The sequence below is a fragment of the Enterobacter cloacae complex sp. IR5418 genome (assembly GCF_049238105.1).
Lineage (GTDB): Bacteria > Pseudomonadota > Gammaproteobacteria > Enterobacterales > Enterobacteriaceae > Enterobacter > Enterobacter hormaechei.
This window is the reverse complement of sequence record NZ_JBMKHS010000053.1, coordinates 1,258-16,970: the sequence shown is the minus strand read 5'-3', so window position 1 is coordinate 16,970 and position 15,713 is coordinate 1,258. Positions and strand designations below refer to the sequence as shown.

General features: G+C 51.3%; 18 protein-coding genes and 2 pseudogenes. 10 read left to right on the top strand and 10 right to left on the bottom strand.

Annotated elements, in window-relative coordinates:
• Positions 1-10: 10 nt before the first annotated feature.
• Complete coding sequence (hypA, locus tag ACOTX7_RS22685) at positions 11-376, top strand: hydrogenase maturation nickel metallochaperone HypA (protein ID WP_025999322.1); 366 nt, start codon at positions 11-13, stop codon at positions 374-376.
• A gap of 3 nt (positions 377-379) precedes the next feature.
• Here the strand turns inward: hypA and ampR are convergent, their stop codons facing one another.
• Complete coding sequence (gene ampR, locus ACOTX7_RS22680) at positions 380-1,255, bottom strand: LysR family transcriptional regulator AmpR (RefSeq protein WP_004193231.1); 876 nt, start codon at positions 1,253-1,255, stop codon at positions 380-382.
• A gap of 110 nt (positions 1,256-1,365) precedes the next feature.
• On the opposite strand from ampR, the gene ACOTX7_RS22675 reads away from it, so the two are divergent.
• From ACOTX7_RS22675 to ACOTX7_RS22665, 3 genes and pseudogenes are all read left to right on the top strand, one after another.
• A complete protein-coding gene (locus ACOTX7_RS22675; protein WP_004236386.1) occupies positions 1,366-2,505 on the top strand; it encodes an extended-spectrum class C beta-lactamase DHA-1 in 1,140 nt (379 codons plus the stop codon).
• Between the two features lie 194 nt (positions 2,506-2,699).
• The gene (locus ACOTX7_RS22670) at positions 2,700-3,521 is read left to right on the top strand and encodes a hypothetical protein (protein WP_013214003.1); all 822 of its coding nucleotides are present in this window, start codon (positions 2,700-2,702) and stop codon (positions 3,519-3,521) included.
• Positions 3,479-3,667 (top strand): annotated as a pseudogene (locus ACOTX7_RS22665) (LacI family transcriptional regulator); the annotation flags it as partial. The gene ACOTX7_RS22670 and the pseudogene ACOTX7_RS22665, both read left to right, overlap by 43 nt.
• A 188-nt stretch (positions 3,668-3,855) precedes the next feature.
• Here the strand turns inward: ACOTX7_RS22665 and pspD are convergent.
• The 4 genes from pspD to pspA are packed head-to-tail and all read right to left on the bottom strand — an operon-like array spanning position 3,856 to position 5,401.
• Positions 3,856-4,086 carry a phage shock protein PspD gene (pspD, locus tag ACOTX7_RS22660; protein WP_004193241.1) on the bottom strand — a complete coding sequence of 77 codons (231 nt, stop codon included), beginning with the start codon at positions 4,084-4,086 and terminating at the stop codon, positions 3,856-3,858.
• Positions 4,087-4,094: 8 nt separating this feature from the next.
• Complete coding sequence (gene pspC / locus ACOTX7_RS22655; protein WP_004193243.1) at positions 4,095-4,454, bottom strand: envelope stress response membrane protein PspC; 360 nt, start codon at positions 4,452-4,454, stop codon at positions 4,095-4,097.
• A complete protein-coding gene (gene pspB / locus ACOTX7_RS22650) occupies positions 4,454-4,678 on the bottom strand; it encodes an envelope stress response membrane protein PspB (RefSeq protein WP_004193245.1) in 225 nt (74 codons plus the stop codon). The genes pspC and pspB overlap by 1 nt, the downstream gene beginning before the upstream one ends.
• Positions 4,679-4,732: 54 nt before the next feature.
• Complete coding sequence (gene pspA, locus ACOTX7_RS22645; protein WP_003020532.1) at positions 4,733-5,401, bottom strand: phage shock protein PspA; 669 nt, start codon at positions 5,399-5,401, stop codon at positions 4,733-4,735.
• 155 nt (positions 5,402-5,556) lie between these two features.
• On the opposite strand from pspA, the gene pspF reads away from it, so the two are divergent.
• Positions 5,557-6,546, top strand: a complete 990-nt coding sequence (gene pspF, locus ACOTX7_RS22640) for a phage shock protein operon transcriptional activator (RefSeq protein WP_017900991.1) — start codon at positions 5,557-5,559, stop codon at positions 6,544-6,546.
• 82 nt (positions 6,547-6,628) lie between these two features.
• Complete coding sequence (locus tag ACOTX7_RS22635; protein WP_017900990.1) at positions 6,629-7,273, top strand: quinolone resistance pentapeptide repeat protein QnrB4; 645 nt, start codon at positions 6,629-6,631, stop codon at positions 7,271-7,273.
• Positions 7,274-7,368: 95 nt separating this feature from the next.
• On the opposite strand, the gene ACOTX7_RS22630 is transcribed toward ACOTX7_RS22635, so the two are convergent.
• From ACOTX7_RS22630 to ACOTX7_RS22615, 4 genes are all read right to left on the bottom strand, one after another.
• Positions 7,369-8,277, bottom strand: coding sequence for an SDR family oxidoreductase (locus ACOTX7_RS22630; protein ID WP_004193260.1), 909 nt, complete (start codon positions 8,275-8,277; stop codon positions 7,369-7,371).
• A 176-nt stretch (positions 8,278-8,453) separates the two neighbouring features.
• Positions 8,454-8,969, bottom strand: coding sequence for a 2-oxo-tetronate isomerase (locus tag ACOTX7_RS22625; protein ID WP_017900989.1), 516 nt, complete (start codon positions 8,967-8,969; stop codon positions 8,454-8,456).
• A gap of 10 nt (positions 8,970-8,979) precedes the next feature.
• The gene (locus ACOTX7_RS22620; RefSeq protein ID WP_004193264.1) at positions 8,980-9,426 is read right to left on the bottom strand and encodes a DUF421 domain-containing protein; all 447 of its coding nucleotides are present in this window, start codon (positions 9,424-9,426) and stop codon (positions 8,980-8,982) included.
• 9 nt (positions 9,427-9,435) lie between these two features.
• Positions 9,436-9,939, bottom strand: coding sequence for a hypothetical protein (locus ACOTX7_RS22615; RefSeq protein ID WP_004193267.1), 504 nt, complete (start codon positions 9,937-9,939; stop codon positions 9,436-9,438).
• 131 nt (positions 9,940-10,070) lie between these two features.
• On the opposite strand from ACOTX7_RS22615, the gene ACOTX7_RS22610 reads away from it, so the two are divergent.
• From ACOTX7_RS22610 to ACOTX7_RS22595, 4 genes and pseudogenes are all read left to right on the top strand, one after another.
• On the top strand, positions 10,071-10,463 hold the full coding sequence (locus tag ACOTX7_RS22610; protein WP_004193269.1) for a YdeI family stress tolerance OB fold protein: 393 nt from the start codon (positions 10,071-10,073) through the stop codon (positions 10,461-10,463).
• A 300-nt stretch (positions 10,464-10,763) separates the two neighbouring features.
• The gene (sapA, locus tag ACOTX7_RS22605; protein WP_004193272.1) at positions 10,764-12,407 is read left to right on the top strand and encodes an ABC transporter substrate-binding protein SapA; all 1,644 of its coding nucleotides are present in this window, start codon (positions 10,764-10,766) and stop codon (positions 12,405-12,407) included.
• Entirely contained in the window at positions 12,404-13,369 is a 966-nt protein-coding gene (gene sapB, locus ACOTX7_RS22600; RefSeq protein ID WP_004193276.1) for a peptide ABC transporter permease SapB, read from the top strand. The genes sapA and sapB overlap by 4 nt, the downstream gene beginning before the upstream one ends.
• A pseudogene (locus ACOTX7_RS22595) lies at positions 13,356-13,814 on the top strand (peptide ABC transporter permease); the annotation flags it as partial. The gene sapB and the pseudogene ACOTX7_RS22595, both read left to right, overlap by 14 nt.
• Positions 13,815-14,044: 230 nt before the next feature.
• Here the strand turns inward: ACOTX7_RS22595 and ACOTX7_RS22590 are convergent.
• Positions 14,045-15,586 carry an IS91-like element ISCR1 family transposase gene (locus tag ACOTX7_RS22590; protein ID WP_000050481.1) on the bottom strand — a complete coding sequence of 514 codons (1,542 nt, stop codon included), beginning with the start codon at positions 15,584-15,586 and terminating at the stop codon, positions 14,045-14,047.
• Positions 15,587-15,713 lie beyond the last annotated feature (127 nt).

The following is a 15,713-nucleotide window of genomic DNA, read 5'->3' as shown; positions in this document are numbered from 1 at the left end:
ATGCGATGCCATAACCGATTATGACAACGGCGGAAGGGGCAAGCTTAGTAAAGCCCTCGGTGCGGCGGACATTATCCGCGAACAGGCTGAACAGCACGGCATTGCGCGGGTAACGGATGTCTGGCTGGAAGTCGGCGCACTGGCGGATGTTGAGGAGAGTGCACTGCATTTCTGTTTTGATATCGCCTGCCGTGATACCGTGGCGCAGGGCTGCACACTGCATATTGATGTTATCCCGGCACAGGCATGGTGCTGGGATTGCAGCCGTGAGGCCGAAATCATGCAGCACGCCGGATGCTGTCCGCACTGCGGCAGTGAACGGCTGCGCATCAGTGAAGGTGATGATTTGCGGGTAAAAAGCCTGGAAGGTGAGTGAGTTTTACGCCGCCGCCGTATTCAGCAGCCAGCGGGCGAATTGCTGCATGGCCGGGGTTTCCGTACGGGACTGTAACCGCGTCAGCCAGTAGCCGCCGAGGGTGATTTCTGCGGCAAACGGCTGTACCAGTGCGCCTGACTGTAACAGGCGGCTGAACATACATACCGGTGCGATCGCTACCCCGGCACCCAGTTGTGCCGCCTCGGCCATGGCCAGTGAGGTATCGAACACCATTACCGGCTGTGACGGGGAAGGCGGTGTGCCGCCCGCACAATCCAGCCAGCGGCTCCATTCATCCCGGCGGAATGAGCGCAGCAGGGTAAAGCGGTGAACATCATCCGGCTGCTGTAACTGTTCTGCAATGGCCGGTGAGCACAGCGGAGCGTGTGGTGCACTGAAAATCAGTTCCGCATCTGACTCATGCCACGCGCCGTTACCGAAACGGATCGTATAATCATGCCCTTCCGCCGCCGGGTCCACATGATTGTTATGGGTGGAGATATGCAGATCAATATGCGGATGGCTGTCATAGAATCCGGCCAGACGCGGCAGCAGCCAGCCTGCGGCAAATGTTCCCACCGCACCGACTTTCACCCGCTCACGGAACTGCCCGTGAGAAAAACACTCCAGAGTATCCGCAATCCGGTCAAACGCCTCATTGAGCACCGGCAGTAATCCCTCACCTTCATGGGTCAGCACCAGCCCGCGCGAGACGCGGGTAAACAGCACACAGCCGAGTTGTTCTTCCAGCGCCCTGACCTGCTGGCTGACGGCGGCATGGGTGACATTCAGCTCAATCGCCGCGCGGGTAAAACTGAGATGACGGGCGGCGGCCTCAAAGGCGCGCAGCGGGTTAAGGGGGAGATAACGTCTGACCATAATCCACCTGTAAGTTTTTCTTTAGGCTCTTGTTATAAATAACCGTTTGTTCTGTCCGGTGAATCTGACGATACTTGCCGCCGTTACTCACACACGGAAGGTTAATTCTGATGAAAAAATCGTTATCTGCAACACTGATTTCCGCTCTGCTGGCGTTTTCCGCCCCGGGGTTTTCTGCCGCTGATAATGTCGCGGCGGTGGTGGACAGCACCATTAAACCGCTGATGGCACAGCAGGATATTCCCGGGATGGCGGTTGCCGTCTCCGTAAAGGGTAAGCCCTATTATTTCAATTATGGTTTTGCCGATATTCAGGCAAAACAGCCGGTCACTGAAAATACACTATTTGAGCTCGGATCTGTAAGTAAAACTTTCACAGGTGTGCTGGGTGCGGTTTCTGTGGCGAAAAAAGAGATGGCGCTGAATGATCCGGCGGCAAAATACCAGCCGGAGCTGGCTCTGCCGCAGTGGAAGGGGATCACATTGCTGGATCTGGCTACCTATACCGCAGGCGGACTGCCGTTACAGGTGCCGGATGCGGTAAAAAGCCGTGCGGATCTGCTGAATTTCTATCAGCAGTGGCAGCCGTCCCGGAAACCGGGCGATATGCGTCTGTATGCAAACAGCAGTATCGGCCTGTTTGGTGCTCTGACCGCAAACGCGGCGGGGATGCCGTATGAGCAGTTGCTGACTGCACGGATCCTGGCACCGCTGGGGTTATCTCACACCTTTATTACTGTGCCGGAAAGTGCGCAAAGCCAGTATGCGTACGGTTATAAAAACAAAAAACCGGTCCGCGTGTCGCCGGGACAGCTTGATGCGGAATCTTACGGCGTGAAATCCGCCTCAAAAGATATGCTGCGCTGGGCGGAAATGAATATGGAGCCGTCACGGGCCGGTAATGCGGATCTGGAAATGGCAATGTATCTCGCCCAGACCCGCTACTATAAAACCGCCGCGATTAACCAGGGGCTGGGCTGGGAAATGTATGACTGGCCGCAGCAGAAAGATATGATCATTAACGGTGTGACCAACGAGGTCGCATTGCAGCCGCATCCGGTAACAGACAACCAGGTTCAGCCGTATAACCGTGCTTCCTGGGTGCATAAAACGGGCGCAACAACTGGTTTCGGCGCCTATGTCGCCTTTATTCCGGAAAAACAGGTGGCGATTGTGATTCTGGCGAATAAAAACTACCCGAATACCGAAAGAGTCAAAGCTGCACAGGCTATTTTGAGTGCACTGGAATAATTTTTTTCCTGAACAGGCCCCTGCGGATACGCCGGGGCCGTAATTTAAGATTATTCCTTATGCAATAATTTGCTTTATGGGCTGTTTTATGGAGGATGAGAGTATCGGGCACTGACAGCTTCCGGCTGAACCGGATTTCACTGTGTGCTGCGGCAAACTGATGTCAGTCTCAACACACAGAGGAAAATGTTGTCATGGACGTTCTGCGTTTTATCCTCCGCTTACCTTTTATTTTGCTGCGTCTGGCGGCTCGCAGTCTTGTTTATCTCTTTACTCTGCTGGGTTTTCTGCTGCGCCCGTTCACCGGACGGATCCGCTGGGCGGTGCCGGGCTGGGTGACCTTTGCCGGTAATCAGCTTGCCCGGCTGGAGCGGGGGGGCAACCGCTATCCGAAAACCATATCTGCCTTATTATTACTGACTGCTGCGGTGGCAGCGGGCAGTTATTACACCTGGCACTGGTATCAGAACAAACCGAAGCCGGTGGATGTTGCGCCGCTGGTGGTGCAGGATATTTCCGCGTCTGTGCAGCGCCCTTCGGCGGTTAATTATAACCGTGATGATAATTCAGCGCAGATTGTGGTGGTGACATTCTCCCGCTCTGCCGCACCGGTAACGCTGATCGGTAAACCGGTCACCGCCGGTATTACCCTGACCCCCGCAATGGAAGGTGAGTGGCAGTGGCGTAATGACCGTAAGCTGGTATTCACGGCGAAAAAAACCTTCCCGATGGGGAAAACCTACACCGTCGATATGGATGCCAAAACACTGCTGGCTCCGCAGGTGGCGTTAACAGAGAAACAAAAAACCTTTACCACCCCTGAGTTTTATTATCGCGGCGGCCGGGCGGAGTTCTATCAGGATCCGCAAGATCCGATGAAAAAACACGCCATTATCGGCCTGACCTTCAATGCCCCCGCTGATGTCAAAAATCTGGAATCGCGTCTGTCTATGACCCGTGACGGCAAGCCGGTGCCGTATACCGTCACTGTAATGAACTGTTGTCATTTATGCTGACGCCCGTGCCGGGAGGCATTGATGTCCCAACCCAGCAGCTCGGCGAACAAAGCTGTAATTTATTATTTAGCCTGATTGCCGGTGAGAAAGGTTTACAAAATATCACCGTGGGTACACAAATATCGTTAGCCGACTCACTGGTATAAAAACTGGGGCATAACAATGCCCCAGTGCATTTTAGAATGCGTAATTCACACCGATACCTGCATAATGGAGTCTGTCGCTTTCACCTTCATTTCTATTGGTAGCGATCCCATGACACAAGAGACTACTCTGCCGCAAATTAACTGGGGGAATGTTGACTAAATGTTGCTTGCTTTTGTTGTTTCGGATATCAGGGTTGATTACCTGAATAGCGTTTCGACAATTTTGTCGCTGCCCGGCTCAACAAAGGTTCCAATACTAACGCCAGCAACATTTTTAGCGGACGTCGGGCCACGGACTTCACCGCCCACCCTGCTACCCCAGCCGGGCCATAGCGCAGCGCAGTCAGTAGCACCAGCTTACCTGCTATTTTAATGCCCGGCTTAACCCTTTGCCCGGCACGTTGCCAGCGATTATTCATTTCTAACCTCACAATTGGCGGAAGCGGCTGCGTAATGTAAAAGTATCAGACGTTACATAACGCTCCATCTCACGCAAACGCTTTTCACTTGCAGCCAGTTCACGATCGACAGCATCCAATAGCTCACCGCTTGATGGCTGCTGTTCTCCGGAAACCACGTTGTCTGGCATCGGATCCAACACAAACGTCAGTACGATGTAGGCGACAAAGGTGAAAAAGGCCAGACCAAAAAAGATGGACAGCACCACCAGGATCCGCACCAGTTTCACAGGAACATCGAGATAATGCGCAATACCCGCGCAAACCCCTTTCACCATGCCCTGCTGCGGTATACGCCACAGTTTTTTATTCAGATTAACGCCCCCCATTAGCGGTCCCTCCAGTTTGGATGTTCAGCATCAAGGATGTCTTCCAGCGCTTGAATGCGCTCACGCATCCGCTGTGCGTCCTGGTTAAGTTCTACCAGACGCTGTTGTTCACTTTGCGCCAGCTCGCCGCGACTGGAACGATTGCTGTAATGCAGCCAGAGCCAAATCGGTAAGACGAACAGCACAAAGATGGTTAACGGGATGGCCAGAAATAGCGCGCTCATGAGTACTCCTTACAGGTGATGAGCGGCGGCGCGTTCGGGCACCGCCAGATATTATTATTGCTTGTCTTGCTGCATTTTGGCTTTCAATTGCGCCAACTGCTCGCTGATTTCATCATCTGCTTTCAGGTCAGCAAATTGCTGATCCAAAGACTTCTGCTTACCGAAGTTATGGCTTTCAGCTTCAGCTTCCATTTGATCGATACGACGCTCAAAAGATTCAAAGCGAGCCATCGCTTCATCCAGTTTGCCGCTGTCCAGTTGACGACGAACATCACGGGAAGAACTCGCCGCCTGATGGCGCAACATCAATGCCTGCTGACGAGCACGGGTTTCACTGAGTTTGTTTTCCAGTTCACCGATCTCTTTTTTCATACGCGCCAGCGTATCGTCAACCAGCGTCACCTCATGCTCCAGGGAGGCAATCAGGTCAGTCAGTTTCTGCTTTTCGATTAACGCAGAACGCGCCAAATCTTCTTTTTCTTTACGCAGCGCCAGCTCTGCTTTTTCCTGCCACTCTGCCTGTTGGGCGCTGGCCTGTTCAATACGACGCGATAACTGTTTCTTTTCTGCCAGCGCGCGTGCGGAGTTGGAGCGCACCTCAACCAGCGTGTCTTCCATTTCCTGGATCATCAACCGCACCAGCTTCTGCGGATCTTCAGCCTTTTCCAGCAACGCATTAATGTTGGCGTTCACGATGTCGGCAAAACGAGAAAAAATACCCATAATGTAATCCTCACTTACTGTTCTGATATCGGGCAATGCCCTGCTGCTGTTCTAATGCACTTCGCATGCCAACTTTTTAATTCATTGAAATATTTGAAAATAACTAATTTTACCTGTCGGGATAAATAGGGTAAATTGGTGAATAACACTAACAAATGGTGAATTTCATCATGGCAGGATACAAAGATAATCTGCTGGGCGAAGCGAACAGCTTTATTGAAGTGCTGGAGCAGGTTTCTCGTCTCGCGCCGCTGGATAAACCTGTGCTGGTCATTGGGGAACGAGGAACAGGGAAAGAGCTTATCGCCAACCGCCTGCACTACCTCTCAACCCGTTGGCAAGGCCCGTTTATTTCACTTAACTGCGCCGCGCTCAACGAAAATTTACTTGATTCCGAACTCTTTGGGCACGAAGCGGGCGCCTTTACCGGCGCGCAGAAACGTCACCCAGGTCGGTTCGAGCGCGCCGATGGCGGCACACTGTTTCTTGATGAACTGGCAACCGCCCCGATGCTGGTACAGGAAAAACTGCTGCGCGTTATTGAGTACGGAGAGCTGGAACGCGTAGGCGGTAGCCAACCTCTGCAGGTCAATGTAAGACTGGTTTGCGCAACCAACGCCGACCTGCCACGCATGGTGAGTGAAGGCACGTTCCGCGCCGACCTGCTGGATCGTCTGGCCTTTGACGTGGTGCAACTTCCCCCGTTACGCGAACGTCAAAGCGATATCATGTTAATGGCTGAACATTTTGCCATTCAGATGTGCCGTGAGATCGGGTTACCGTTGTTTCCTGGGTTCACCGATGAGGCCAAAGAAACGCTCCTCCACTACCGTTGGCCGGGCAATATTCGTGAACTGAAAAACGTCGTGGAGCGTTCGGTATACCGACACGGGACCAGCGATTACCCACTGAATGAGATTGTGATTGACCCGTTCAGGCGTCACGCCGCACCGCCGCTGGCGCAAGAAACCAGACATACATCAGTAACCCTACCGCTGGATCTGCGTGAATTCCAACAGCAGCAGGAGAAGGAATTTTTGCAAACCAGCTTACAGCAGGCGAAATTTAATCAGAAAAAAGCCGCTGAATTATTAGGTCTGACCTACCATCAACTCCGCGCATTACTGAAGAAACACCAAATTTAGCGTGCAGGGGCAGACGTTGGACGCGAGAGTTAAAACAGTTTACCATGTTGCAATCACTGTATAAAAAAACAGGTTAATCATGATGACTCTGGCGTTAGTTGGCGAAAAAATTGACAGAAACAGGTTCACCGGTGAAAAAGTTGAAAATAGCACATTTTTCAACTGTGATTTTTCGGGTGCCGACCTTAGCGGCACTGAATTTATTGGCTGCCAGTTTTATGATCGAGAAAGTCAGAAAGGATGTAATTTTAGTCGCGCTAACCTGAAAGATGCCATTTTCAAAAGTTGTGATCTCTCCATGGCTGATTTCAGGAATATCAATGCGCTGGGAATCGAAATTCGCCACTGCCGGGCACAAGGGTCAGATTTTCGCGGCGCAAGTTTTATGAATATGATCACCACCCGCACCTGGTTTTGTAGCGCCTATATCACCAATACCAACTTAAGCTACGCCAACTTTTCAAAAGTCGTACTGGAAAAGTGCGAGCTGTGGGAAAACCGCTGGATGGGTACTCAGGTGCTGGGCGCAACGTTCAGTGGATCAGACCTCTCTGGCGGCGAGTTTTCATCCTTCGACTGGCGAGCAGCAAACGTTACGCACTGTGATTTGACCAATTCGGAACTGGGCGATTTAGATATCCGCGGGGTTGATTTGCAAGGCGTCAAACTGGACAGCTACCAGGCATCGTTGCTCCTGGAACGTCTTGGTATCGCTGTCATGGGTTAATGTTCAGGGAGCGGTATATGCCGCCCCCTGCCCTTATACAATATTGTCCGGGCTGGCTTTCCCCCTCAGACGTTTCGACTTCGGGGGCATAAACGTCAGAGGGTTCCGGTCCCCCCGTCAGAACACCATACCTGACCGGATGTATAGCTGTTCTCTTCAGCCGCTAAAGTGACATACAGCGGAGCAATTTCTACCGGTTGGCCAGGGCGACCAAGCGGCGCATTTGCACCAAATTTCTCAATTTTTTCCTGTGGTTGGCCGCCGCAGCACTGCAATACCGTCCAGTACGGCCCAGGCGCGACAGCATTTACACGGATCCCTTTAGGGGCCAGTTGCTTCGCCAGCGATTTAGTAAATGCCACTATCGCCGCCTTGGTCTGAGCATAATCAAGCAGGATCTCACTCGGCTCATAAGCCTGTACCGATGAGGTGTTAATAATCACGCTGTCTCGGGAGAAATGGGGAATAGCCGCCTTGGTGATCCAAAACATGGCGTAGACATTGGTCTTGAATGTCGCATCAAATTCTTCTGTGGTGAGGTCTTCGATCGATTCACAAAATTGCTGACGGCCTGCGTTATTCACCAGGATATCCAACCCTCCCAGCGCGTCTACCGCCTGTTTTACCAGATGGTTACAAAAAGTTTCGTCACGAATATCGCCGGGAATCGCCGCAACTTTTCTCCCAGCTTTTTTTATCAACTCAACAACCTCACGAGCATCGTCCTCTTCTTCAGGTAAATAATTAATCGCGACATCGGCGCCTTCGCGGGCATAGGCAATGGCAACAGCACGCCCAATACCTGAATCACCACCGGTAATTAATACCTTGCGACCATTTAACCTGCCGCTTCCCTGATAGCTTTGTTCGCCATGATCGGGGCGCGGTTGCATTTTTCCGGCGAGCCCCGGAAAAGGTTGTTTTTGATGTGGAAAAGGCGGCTGCGGAAAACGCTCTGAATTAGTTTTATTGGTGGTCTGTTTTCCTTTATTTAGGTCAGTCATTCAATCACCTCTCGTGAGTCATCATTCATCGCAAAGACTAATAAGCGTAGAACAAAATGAATGACATGGTCTTTATAATTTACCTACCACTTAATTTTCTCCTAATATTAACCTGGCTCTCACGACGATAACTTCACATAGCATTGAAATATTTCCTAGGATAAGTCCTGGTTTATTTATTTGTTCTTCCAGGCTGACACTTCTTCAATCAATACCGCCAGGCTAAAACGTACCGCCTTTTCAATGACGTCCTGGCAATCCCCGGAAAAACACTCACGTTTTGTTATTATCTGTCCGCGGAAATTCCACGCAAACCACACGGTTCCTGCGGGAGTACCATCCTCCCCACCCTCCGGCCCTGCATATCCGCTGATGGCTATACTGATATCGGTTTCGGCTTGCTGACGTATTCCTACAGACATCTCACTGACCGTTTGCTCACTAACGGCGCTATATTTCTTCAGCGTACTGGCCCGCACGTCGAGCATTTTCTGCTTGGCGCGATCGCTAAAGGTTATAACGCCGATATCATAAAATTCTGCGGTATCCGCCTGTGCGCAAAGCGCCGCGGCCAGCTTTCCTCCTGTACAGGATTCTGCGGTGGTCAACGTTAAATCGCTATCAATGAGCGTGTTTGCAAGCCGTTTTGTCAGTTCATTGACTGTTTTTGCGTCATTGTACTCCGTATTCATTACCGCCTCGCTAATTCTCTTCAGGAATGACAGAAATATGTCCGTTGCGTTCCAGAATGGCATACTTGATTTTACTTGATTCGGTAATCCCCTGATTTTGTCGCGCAGCGACTAATATATCTTCAAGAGAGACATCCACTTTCTTCATTTTATCTAATAAAGGGATCCCGTGATCAAGCAGGATAACCGGGGAACCATCCAGCACGGATTCGGCCCCACCCACCTTTTTTTTAATGAAACCGAACAGAATATCAATAGTAACCAGAGTGACAATCGTGATCATGGCGCCGGTTATCGAAAAATCATTACCCAACAAGGCTTGTTGAGTTGCTTCACTGATAATCAGTAATAAAATCAGATCGAAGCTGGTCATTTGTAATAATGCCCGGCGACCTGCTATTTTGAAAACCACCAGCAAAATAAGGTAAATGGCGGATGCCCGGAAGACCATCTCCATACTCACCTCCTAGGGATAAATAAATTGTCTGAAGCGGATTTCAGGTTCGCCATTTAGCTGGAGAAAACTCTTTACGCTTCCTGGCTTCACGGGCGTAACCCGCAGCCAGATAGTAAAGTTCTGCATTGCTTCAGAATCATTGTAGACGAGGTAAAGATCGTTCCCCTTGCTGTACATGCTGTCTGGCTGCGGCCAAATATTTTCCATTTCATAAAATTTGTTGAAATCGCCGCCAATGCGCAACGTCTTGTTCACAGAATCATACTTTTGTGCAGAGATTTTAAATTTAAATTCCGTTTGCAAGCGCCCAAACCTTTCGTACTGTAACCCTGTTGTCTTTAAGGTGTTTTTTCTCGTCACCTCACTTAAATATCCGCCGGAAAACGCTCCCACCGAAGCAAGAAAAACAATGCAGAGCAAACAGATAAAACCAATCTTGTGAAAGCCAGATTCAAAATTCAGAAAACGCAGGCTCTCTTTTACTCCTTGAAAATGGGTTTTCTCTCTGTTCATCTCCCCGCCTCGCTTATATAACACCAAGCCGTTGTTTTATTGAAAAATTACAATTTGAGACTTATCCCACTCGCCAGATTAATAAATAGCTACCAAACTTAATAAGTCAAATCAATTTCAATGGAGGCTCTATGAAAATATCGTTCGCCCCCTTACTGTTCTGTTTTTTATTGCCATCAGCGTTTGCCGATGATAATGGCGGATTGAAAAAAGATACCGCCCCGCCACCTGCCCATGCACTGGATGAAGGCTATCGCGGCACTGAAAATGCAAGAATCATGACCGTCGAACAAGCTAAAACCATGCATGACGGTGCGACCATCTCTTTACGAGGTAATCTCATTGAGGATCAGGGAGGAGATAAGTTTATCTTCCGTGACAAAACCGGCAGTATCAATACGCTAATCCCGCTTGCGGTCTTTGATGGCCGAACGATAAAACCCGATCAAATGATCAGCATTAACGGTAGCCTTGACGCTAAAATGCAACCGCCGGTGGTGCGCGTTAATAAAATCCAGAAGTAATACCTCAGCCGGGAAGAAATTCACTCTTCCCGCCTCCCACACAACAGATTCATTTTCCCCGTCAGACACCTCACATAATCTCTCTGGCAGCAAATCCAGCGTTTAAGCGAGTCAGAGGGGCCATGAAAATGCTAAGATAGCTACAAGAGTATATGCAAAGTGGATAGCGGGTATGAATTTTGACCAGTACGCGATGTCGAATTCGCGGTTATCAACCCCACTGCCCCAAAAACAAACGGTAATGGCAAATGTCATTAAGTATTAGTAAGATAGCTTCTTTATATATAACCCTTTAAAATTATGCGCCTGGTTTTATCATCTCTGATCGTGATGGCTGGATTTCTGAGTGGTCAGGCTGCAGCTGCGCCTGAGCAGGCCTCGTACGCTGATATTCGTGACAGTGGCTTTGTCTATTGCGTTAGCGGGCAGGTCAATACGTTCAATCCACAAAAAGCAAGCAGCGGTCTCATCGTAGACACATTAGCGGCCCAATTGTATGACCGACTGCTTGATGTCGATCCCTACACCTATCGCCTGGTGCCAGAACTGGCTGAAAGCTGGGAAGTATTAGATAACGGCGCAACCTACCGCTTCCATTTACGACGCGATGTTCCGTTTCAAAAGACTGCCTGGTTCACGCCCACCCGCAAACTAAATGCGGACGATGTGGTATTTACCTTCGAGCGCATCTTTGATCGCCAGCATCCGTGGCATAATGTCAATGGTAGCAGTTTTCCTTATTTTGATAGCCTGCAGTTCGCCGATAACGTCCAAAGCGTGCGTAAACTGGACAACAACACCGTTGAATTTCGCTTAAATCAACCCGACGCCTCCTTCTTGTGGCACCTTGCCACACATTATGCCTCTGTGATGTCGGCCGAATATGCCGCCAAATTAGCAAAACAGGATCGCCAGGAATTACTCGACAGACAACCCGTCGGCACAGGCCCGTACCAACTTTCAGAAAATCGTGCAGGCCAATATATTCGCCTACAACGGCATGAAAAATTCTGGCGTGGTACCCCCTTGATGCCGCAGGTCGTGGTGGATCTCGGCTCTGGCGGGACCGGACGCTTATCGAAATTACTGACCGGCGAGTGCGACGTCCTGGCATGGCCTGCCGCCAGCCAGCTCAGCATACTGCGTGATGACCCGCGGCTGCGCCTGACGCTGCGTCCGGGGATGAATATCGCCTATCTGGCGTTCAACACGGATAAACCGCCGTTGAACAACCCTGCCGTACGACATGCGCTAGCGCTGGCCATTAACAACCAACGGTTAATGCAATCTATTTACTACGGTACGGCGGAAACCGCGGCATCTATTTTGCCTCGCGCCTCGTGGGCTTATGACAACGAAGCTAAAATTACCGAGTACAACCCGGCAAAATCGCGCGAGCAGTTAAAAGCGCTGGGGCTGGAAAACCTGACGTTACAACTCTGGGTACCTACCAGCTCTCAGGCCTGGAACCCCAGTCCGCTGAAAACCGCAGAGCTGATTCAGGCTGATATGGCTCAGGTGGGTGTGAAAGTGAAGATCATCCCGGTAGAGGGCCGTTTTCAGGAGGCGCGATTAATGGATATGAACCATGATCTGACGTTGTCCGGTTGGGCAACTGACAGTAACGATCCTGACAGCTTTTTCCGACCGATGCTTAGCTGTGCCGCCATTAACTCGCAGACCAATTTTGCCCACTGGTGCAATCCCGAGTTTGACAGCATTTTGCGCAAAGCCCTCTCTTCGCAACAACTCTCCTCGCGAATTGATGCCTACGACGAAGCGCAAAATATTCTTGCGCGCGAGTTGCCGATCCTGCCTCTGGCCTCTTCGCTCCGTTTGCAGGCTTACCGCTATGACATCAAAGGGCTGGTGCTCAGTCCGTTCGGCAACGCTTCTTTTGCCGGGGTTTCCAGGGAAAAGGCTGACGAGGTGAAAAAACCATGATTATCTTCACCCTACGCCGATTTTTATTATTGCTGGTCACTTTGTTCTTCCTGACCTTTATTGGCTTCAGTCTGAGTTATTTCACCCCCCATGCGCCGTTACAGGGCGCATCGCTGTGGAACGCTTGGGTATTCTGGTTCAATGGCCTGATTCACTGGGATTTTGGTGTGTCCAGTATTAACGGCCAGTTGATCTCAGAACAACTGAAAGAGGTGTTCCCGGCAACAATGGAACTGTGCATTCTGGCATTTGGTTTTGCACTAATGGTCGGGATCCCCATCGGCATGTTGGCGGGCATAACGCGTAATAAATGGCAGGATCGTTGCATCAGCGCATTGGCTCTGATGGGCTTCTCTATTCCGGTTTTTTGGCTGGCGCTGCTGCTGACGTTGCTATTCTCACTAACCCTCGGCTGGTTACCCGTATCAGGGCGTTTTGATCTGCTTTATGAAGTAAAACCCGTAACCGGGTTTGCCATTATTGACGCCTGGATCTCCGACTCGCCCTGGCGCGATGAAATGCTGGTCAGTGCCATCCGCCATATGGTGCTTCCGGTGTTAACGCTCTCCGTGGCACCGACGACGGAAGTTATTCGTCTGATGCGTATCAGCACTATTGAGGTCTTTGATCAAAACTATGTCAAAGCGGCGGCGACTCGTGGTCTGTCACGGTTAACGATTTTACGCCGTCACGTACTGCACAACGCTCTCCCACCGGTTATCCCGCGCCTGGGGTTACAGTTTTCCACCATGCTGACGCTGGCGATGATCACCGAGATGGTCTTTAGCTGGCCAGGTCTTGGCCGTTGGCTGATTAACGCGATTCGCCAGCAGGATTACGCGGCGATTTCGGCGGGTGTGATGGTGATTGGCTCACTGGTTATCATTGTTAACGTGATCTCTGATATTTTGGGTGCTATGGCTAACCCTCTGAAACATAAGGAATGGTATGCCTTACGATAGCGTCTACAGCGAAAAGCGCCCGCCTGGTACGCTGCGCACCGCATGGCGCAATTTTTACGGCGATGCAACCGCAATGATCGGCCTGTATGGCTGTGCTGGACTGGCAATTCTGTGTATTTTTGGTGGTTGGTTCGCGCCTTATGGCATCGACCAGCAGTTTCTTGGCTACCAGCTTTTGCCGCCGTCATGGTCACGCTATGGCGAAGTCTCTTTCTTCCTCGGGACTGATGACCTGGGGCGTGATGTTTTAAGCCGCCTGCTTAGCGGTGCGGCCCCGACCGTGGGCGGTGCGTTTGTCGTCACCCTTGCCGCCACGTTGTGTGGCTTATTGCTTGGCGTGGTTGCCGGGGCAACACACGGTTTGCGCTCCGCGGTGCTGAATCACATTCTGGACACCCTGCTGTCGATCCCTTCACTGTTGCTGGCGATTATTGTGGTGGCTTGGGTATAGGAAGTATAAACCACCTTTTTGCTCCTCATCCGAAGTATCTTACCTGAAATTCCCTCACTCGTTTACCGCTCAAGCCCCAATTTTAACTGCCGGTCCAGCCTAAACCGCTCTAATAAGGTTCGATTTGGCGGTAAAATCTCTAGCCTGATAGCTCGAGAGATACAAACTGCCCCACCGCCCCGTTTAAAAGTTGGCAGTGTTGAGCAGTGTTGGATTTGGGGTCGTCAGTCAAAGAGACGACTCTGTGATGGATCGAACAGGCTGGGAGTCAGTGGCGGCGCTCGTTCTGGTGGCAGCTCACGCTGCTTGGCGGCATTCGCCTTGGCTGTTTTCTGTTTCAGATGCTTGAGAATCTGCTCAATGACCTTCGGATCTTCGATGCTGGCAATCACTTTGACGTGACCGCCGCAGTGTTCGCAGACTTCAATATCAATATTGAAGACTCGCTTGAGGCGTTGCATCCAGGTCATGGCGCGGTGGCGCTCTGCAGGACTCTTGTCACGCCAGTTAGTATCGAGACCTTCCGATTTGTCGGGCTTCTTGCCCCGCTTGGCGGGTGTTACTTGAACTCGGTGTTTGCTGTTCGGTGCAAAGACGCCGTGGAAGCGTGTGAGGTTGACTCGCGGCTTAGGTACCAACGCAGCGAGTTTGGCGATGAAGTCCAGCGGCTCGAAGATCACATGGGTGGTGCCATTGCGGTACGGAGTTTTGAGCTCGTAACGCACCTGCCCATTGGCGGTTAATGCCAGACGTTTTTCTGAAACCGCTGGCCGACTAATGTAGCGACACAAGCGCTCAAGCTTATCCCGCTGATGCGCTTCGGCCATCACACCGGCGTGTAGCGAGAAACCAGCATGGTTGGCTACTCGACTGCTTGAGTCGGCTTTATCCTCACGCCCTGGCAAGGTTTGCAGGGTGAAGACTTTGCGCCCTTGCTGGGGGCCGACGGCAATGCGATACGTAACCGAAGCACCATGTAATTGAGTCAGCGTATCGTCTTCGCCCTCTTCCAGTGTCAACCACGTATTCTCGGCATCACGCTCCAAAATCCCACGCTTTTCCATGCAGCGAGCGATGCGATGGCTGAGGGTGTGAGCGAGCGTATTCAGCTCATCGTAAGTGGGTGCCTTGACACGATGGAAGCGTTGCTTGCCATAGTCATCTTCGGCATAGACACCATCGAGAAACAGCATGTGGTAGTGGACATTGAGATTTAGCGCGGAGCCAAAGCGTTGGATAAGAGTCACTGAGCCAGTTTGTGCAGAGGCTTTGGTGTAACCGGCTTTTTTGATCAGATGAGTTGAGAGTGTACGATAGACGATACTCAAGACCTGGCCCATCAGCTGGGGATGGCGAGCCAGCAAAAAGCGTAGCTGGAAAGGAAAGCTGAGCACCCACTGGCGAATGGGCTCCTTGGGGAAGACTTCGTCTATCAGCAGCGCCGCACTCTCGGCCATCCGGCGGGCACCGCAGCTAGGGCAAAAGCCGCGTCGTTTACAGCTGAAGGCGACCAGACGCTCGTGATGACAATCCTCGCAGCGAACCCGCATGAAACCATACTCCAGACGGCCACATTGGAGGAGGTCGTTGAATTCTTGTTGGATGTAGCGAGGCAGGTGTTGACCTTGGGCTTCGAGTGAGGCTTTGAAGGCTGGGTAGTGCTGCTCAACCAGCTGGTAGAGCAGCGTCTGGTCGGGTTGGTGGCGTTCGTAACCGTTTGTTTGAGTGGGCGATTGACTCGCCGTGGCGTTCCTTGCCAGCGACATGGGTATCCTCCGCTGATACTGTGGTTATGTACAGTATCAGCGGCTTGCGTTCAGACGTCCAGTCTGGCCCTAGACATCGCTAAATGCTTAACCCGCAATAGCCCTCACGAGTTGTTATCAGCCACTA